Source organism: Protofrankia sp. Cas4, assembly GCF_963555915.1.
GTDB lineage: Bacteria > Actinomycetota > Actinomycetes > Frankiales > Frankiaceae > Protofrankia.
On sequence record NZ_CAUVXL010000069.1, the window covers coordinates 20,910 to 26,046 of the forward strand.

Consider the following 5,137-nt stretch of genomic DNA (forward strand, 5'->3'; position numbering starts at 1 on the left):
GGTTGCGTGATCTTTTGGCTGGGCGGTGTGGTGGTCGCTGGTGCGGGGAGTGTTCGGCCTGGCGCCGTGCGGGGCTGTGCCGGTCAGGATGAGGGAGCGGGTGGTGGTCGGCTACGGGCCGCCGAGCATGGAGAAGCCGCTCGGCGCGTTGCCGGTCGTGCGGGACTATCTGGAGCGCCTCGACCTGGTGGGCACGGTCGACCGGCTCTGCCCGATCCGCCAGGACGTCTCGGCCTTAGCCACGGCCAGGTCATCGCCGCGCTGGTCGCGAACCGGCTGACGTCCCCGACGCCGTTGCTGCACGTCGAGTCCTGGGCCCGGGTGTGGGCTTCCCCCGGCCCGGACCCCTTCAACAGCTCCTCCTCGATATCCTCGGCGTCGACTCGACCCAGCCACCATGACCGACGAATGGCCCGTCGACCCATCGAAGCCCCATCTGCGGAAGACGGGGCTAGAACGTTCCAGCTCTCTCGTCGGAGCAGCTACGATCCTGGTCGGGAAGGACACCTCGACCGGCTCGGCCAGGGAGGACAGCCGTGCCAGCCACCCCCGCGGTCCCCGGCAGGAAGCGGCCGACCCTGGCCGACGTCGCGACACGAACGGGCGTGTCCGTCGCGCTGGCCTCCATCGTGATGCGCGGGGCCAAAGGCGCGAGTGCCGCCACCCGCGCGCGGGTACTCAGGGCCGCCGAGGAGCTCGGCTACCGGCCTGACACCCGTGCCCGGCTGCTGCGCAGCAGCCGCTCGCGCCTGCTCGGCGTGCAGTTCGGGCTGCGCCATCCGTTCCACACCGACCTGGTGGAGGGCATCTACGCCGCCGCCGAGCCCGCCGGCTACCAGGTGGCCCTCAGCGCGGTCGCGCCATCCCGCGGCGAGCGGCAGGCCGTGGAGGCGCTGCTCGCCGACCGGTGCGAGGCCCTCATCCTGCTCGGCCCCGAGGTCCCGGCCGCCCGGCTGGCGGACCTCGCGGCCCAGGTCCCGGTCGTCTCGGTGGCCCGGCGGCTGCGGCCCGCCCCGCCGGGCGTGGACGTCGTCCGCAGCGCCGACGACGAGGGCGCCCGCCAGGCCCTCGAGCACCTGGTGGCGCTCGGACACCGCGCCATCGTCCACATCGACGGCGGCCGGGCGCCCGGCGCCGCCGACCGCCGCCGCGGCTACCGCACCGCGATGAACCGCCACGGCCTCGCCGACCACGTCCGCGTCCTGCCCGGCGGGCTCACCGAGGAGGACGGCGCGCAGGCCGCGCGCACTCTGCTCGCCGAAGCCCCCCAGCCGAGCGCGGTCCTCGCCTTCAACGACCACTGCGCGACGGGTGTCCTCGACGCCTTCCTGCGGGCTGGTGTCACAGTCCCCGACGAGGTCTCCGTGGTCGGCTTCGACGACACCCACCTGGCCCGCCTCGCCCACATCAACCTCACTACCGTCGCCCAGGACATCCCCCGCCTGGCGGAACTCGCCGTCGGCCGCGCCATCGCCCGCCTGGATGGGGAGGCCACGCCGGACCGCGAGAACGTCATCCCGCCACGCCTCGTCGTTCGCGGTACCACGGCTGCGCCCGTCACGGTCAGGATGGGCTCAGCCGAGTCGGCATTCCGCTCTGCCTACGGGAGCCGGACGTCGACGGACTCGGCCGGGCTGTCGTCGCGTTCCTCTTCACCCTGACCAAGCCGACACCGGTCGCCGCAGAGACCAGCTCAGCCCGAGATCCGGCGAGGACTGCAGAACGCCATCTGAGGGATCCGAGGCGGCGCAGCTCTGGGTGCTGTCACGGGACCGGCCCATCCTTACGTCGCGCCTGATCACCTCCTGCCTGATAGATGGAGCACCTCGTCGGCATGCAAACGGTGAGCCAGCACAGCCGCCGTAGCGGGCGCGGCGGGATCTGAGGGCGGATTCGGCCCCATCCATATCGGGAGGCCGAGTCGTAGCCCGGGCGTGAGCACATTCCCGAAGCGCAGGCGGACGTCAACGCGACGACGATCCCCATGAGCACGGTGACCAGACAGACCGGAGCGTCCGGAACTACCAGGTGTGCGGAACGTGTGTTCGACTCGGTGGATGATGTTGCCGGCCTGGCGCTCACCGGGAATCGTCCCTGGTCAAGGCACGCGTGGAGACCGGGCGGATGGTGATTTCGGGACCCTGAATAAAGATCAAGTGGTTCTTATTCTGGCGCGTTAGGTCCACCAACCGCCCCTTGGGTGGGTGTCACGTAACGTCCGACCTGGGCATTCGGCGGTTCTCAAGCCCAACTTCTCGATCTTCTTAACCTCCTCGCTACGTCTTGGACGGCTCTGACGAGTGCGTTGCTGCAGCGCCCGGTCGGCGTCCGCAGGCGCCACGTTCGGGGACAGGGCGGCTCGATACAGCGTCCGGGGAGTCGTGCGTTGAGACTCGGGCGTTTGGTCTGGGCGTCAGGACGGAGCGTTCGGGCCCGGTCCGGTCAGGGTCGGAAGCTGGCCCGGTACTCCGTGGGTGTGCGGCCGGTCAGGTCCCGGAAGGCGGTATTGAACGCTGACAGGGAGGTGTAGCCGGTCATGAAGGCGATCGTGGTTATTGGGGTGTCGCCGGCGGCGAGCTCCTCGATCGCCCGCACGACTCGCATGCGGCGCAGGACCGCCCGCCAGGTCGTACCGGTTTCCGCTTCAAAGCGCCGGGCCAGCGACCGTGGCGCGAGGCCCACCTCGTCGGCGAGGTCTTCGAAGCGGACCTCGCTGCCGAGCCGCTGTTCGGTCAGCCGTAGAGCCCGGCGCAGCTCCGGTGATCGTCCGGCCGGCACGACGACAGGGCTTGGCTGCTCGGCGAGCCGCCAGGTCACCGCGGCGAGCGCGGCGAACAGCGTCTCGCCGTAGGCCGTAAGGGGTTCATCGCTCTCGCCCCACGCGCCGCACTCGTTCACCAGTGCCCGGGCCAGCGGGTTGAGGTCGAACACCGTCAACGGTGCTGGCAGCGCCGGGGTGAATGCGGTGTCGAACAGAACCGACGCGGTGGTGACGGGCCGCGGGATGCTGACCCGGATGGGCCGGCCTGCCTCGATCAGCGCGGCCCGGGCCGGCGGCAGCAGCCACGCCTGACCCTGGGCCTCCAACCGGAGGGCGCCGGCGGAGGCGCAGAGCAGGTAGTGGCGGTCGACGCAGAGAGCGCGATCGGGCTCCGGCGCGAACGTCCGGACGAAGCTGTACGCCTTCCGGGCCATCGACAGGTCTCGCACGGGCCGATCGTAGGAACCGGCCGCGACGTCGTTCAGGCGACCACCTCCAGCAGCTCGGCGTGGAACCGTCGGCTCACCGGCGCCTCGGTCATGATCGGTCGGAGCACCTCGCCGGAGCGCGTGAAGGAATCCGAGCTGAGGTAGCCGGCGAACGACGCCTGGTCGTCCCACTCGTGCACGACGGTGATCCGGGTGTCGTCCTCGCGCGACGCGTAGACCCGGAAGGCAACGTTGCCCGCCATGGCGCGGACCTGGTCACGCTCGCCGTCGAGCTGGGCGAGGGCAGCCGGGCGGTCGGTCGCGGCGGTACTGAAATCGAGGATGGCGATGAGCACCACAGACCTCCTGATTCGGGCGGTGACCGCCGTGAAAGTGATACCCCGATCCTCCGACAGCCCCCACCCGGCGGCCTCGGTCAGCCGGACGCGTTTACGCTCCCATCGGACAAAGCCCGCTCCCAGCGAATCAATGCAACCGCGGACAGCAGCCAAAACGTATCGGTGGTGCCGAGTAGGACCGTCAGAGCCACGCGTGGTAGCGCCAGTCCTCCAGGTATCCGGCCTGAAGCAGTCCGTCGATAAGACGCAGGAACCGACCGTCGTGGATCTTCTCGGCCAGGATCGACCTAATGATCGAGTGATCCAGAGACCCGAAGGAAGCCCCGACAAACTACGTACTTCGATGAGATAGCCGCTGCGCTGCGCGCGCAGGCTTCAGGCGTGCCTGCCTCGGTCGCGGCCGTGGAACTGGAGCCGCTGACCTGCAACGTTCTCCACGAGCCGCTACCCCTCTTCGCCGTCATTGATCGTTGTAGGCACGTTGTGGGCACGCGGACGCTCAGGGTGGTGGTCTACTCGGCGGGCAAAGCGTCGGCGCCCCAGGGGTTGACCAGCTCCAGACCCAGGCCGGTGAAGTCGTTGGTGTTACGGGTGGCCAGCACAGCGTCGTGGAATCGACAGATGGCCGCGATCTGGGCGTCGAAGCCGCTGATCGGAGCCCCGGCTTGTTCCCGCTCGACCACCACGTCGGCGTAGTGGCGGCCCGCCGCGGCGTCGAAGGGCAGGACTTTATCCCGGAATACCGCAAAGACGTCGTCGGCGGCGGCCAGCAGCAGTTCGCGGCGGCGACCGATCGGCAGTCGGACGATGCCGTAACGCACCTCAGCCAGGCTCACCGAGGTCGTGTTCAAGGCGGTACCCGGCCGGTCGGTCACCCAGGTCACGACGCGGGCGGCTGGCGCCGCGCGCATGAGCTCGAAGATGACGTTGGTATCAAGAACGATCATCGTCAAGGGTGGTACCCGGTCACGTGAACAGGTCCGCTGCGCGCGGTGCCTGGGTCCGCGCCGGCAGCTGGAGATCGACGCCACCAAGCGCGCCGAACCGGACGAGCAGAGCCTGAGCGAGACCAGCAGCGTTCTCGGGCTCGCTGACCGCCTCGGTGAGGATCGCGCGGATCTCGGCCTCCATCGAACGGCCGTGGTGCGCCGCCCGTACGCGCAGCCGCTCCCGCACGCTGTCGTCGAGGTCTCGAATGCTGACAGCCGCCATCGGGACCACCTCCTGCTAGCAATGCAGGCAATGCTAGCAAAGGCGAACACCGGCGACACTGCCGGAACAGCAACCGTCGCGGCATACCCCCTCGGCCCAACAGATCCGGGTTGCACAATCAGCCAGGCACCCCGTCGCGCCCACGCCAGCGTCACCGTCGATGGCGACTGAGGACATCTCGAAGCATTCTTCGCACCGGCACTGGCCCACGGATGCCGGCCGGGGGGTGACCACCAACCGGGCCGCAGTCCACTTCGCGCAGGAGCCCGCCGCAAATCTGTCCGACTCGTTCAACACCCGTCGACGACCGGCACCCGGCCACTGTTCATGCCAACTATCATGCTAGCTAGCATGCCAACTAGCATGGTCGCTGGTTA

6 protein-coding genes are annotated in these 5,137 nt (G+C 69.4%); 2 read left to right on the plus strand and 4 right to left on the minus strand.

What is annotated here, in order from left to right; translation table 11 throughout:
* Positions 1-40 precede the first annotated feature (40 nt).
* Positions 41-280 carry a hypothetical protein gene (locus U9979_RS07080; protein WP_322748576.1) on the plus strand — a complete coding sequence of 80 codons (240 nt, stop codon included), beginning with the start codon at positions 41-43 and terminating at the stop codon, positions 278-280.
* Between the two features lie 256 nt (positions 281-536).
* Entirely contained in the window at positions 537-1,661 is a 1,125-nt protein-coding gene (locus tag U9979_RS07085) for a LacI family DNA-binding transcriptional regulator (protein WP_322748575.1), read from the plus strand.
* Positions 1,662-2,442: 781 nt separating this feature from the next.
* Here the strand turns inward: U9979_RS07085 and U9979_RS07090 are convergent.
* From U9979_RS07090 to U9979_RS07105, 4 genes are all read right to left on the minus strand, one after another.
* Complete coding sequence (locus U9979_RS07090; RefSeq protein WP_416219641.1) at positions 2,443-3,195, minus strand: helix-turn-helix domain-containing protein; 753 nt, start codon at positions 3,193-3,195, stop codon at positions 2,443-2,445.
* Between the two features lie 47 nt (positions 3,196-3,242).
* Positions 3,243-3,545, minus strand: coding sequence for a putative quinol monooxygenase (locus U9979_RS07095; RefSeq protein ID WP_322778732.1), 303 nt, complete (start codon positions 3,543-3,545; stop codon positions 3,243-3,245).
* A 515-nt stretch (positions 3,546-4,060) separates the two neighbouring features.
* On the minus strand, positions 4,061-4,495 hold the full coding sequence (locus U9979_RS07100; RefSeq protein WP_322778733.1) for a type II toxin-antitoxin system VapC family toxin: 435 nt from the start codon (positions 4,493-4,495) through the stop codon (positions 4,061-4,063).
* Positions 4,496-4,514: 19 nt separating this feature from the next.
* Positions 4,515-4,760 carry a FitA-like ribbon-helix-helix domain-containing protein gene (locus U9979_RS07105; protein WP_322778734.1) on the minus strand — a complete coding sequence of 82 codons (246 nt, stop codon included), beginning with the start codon at positions 4,758-4,760 and terminating at the stop codon, positions 4,515-4,517.
* Between the last annotated feature and the right edge of the window lie 377 nt (positions 4,761-5,137).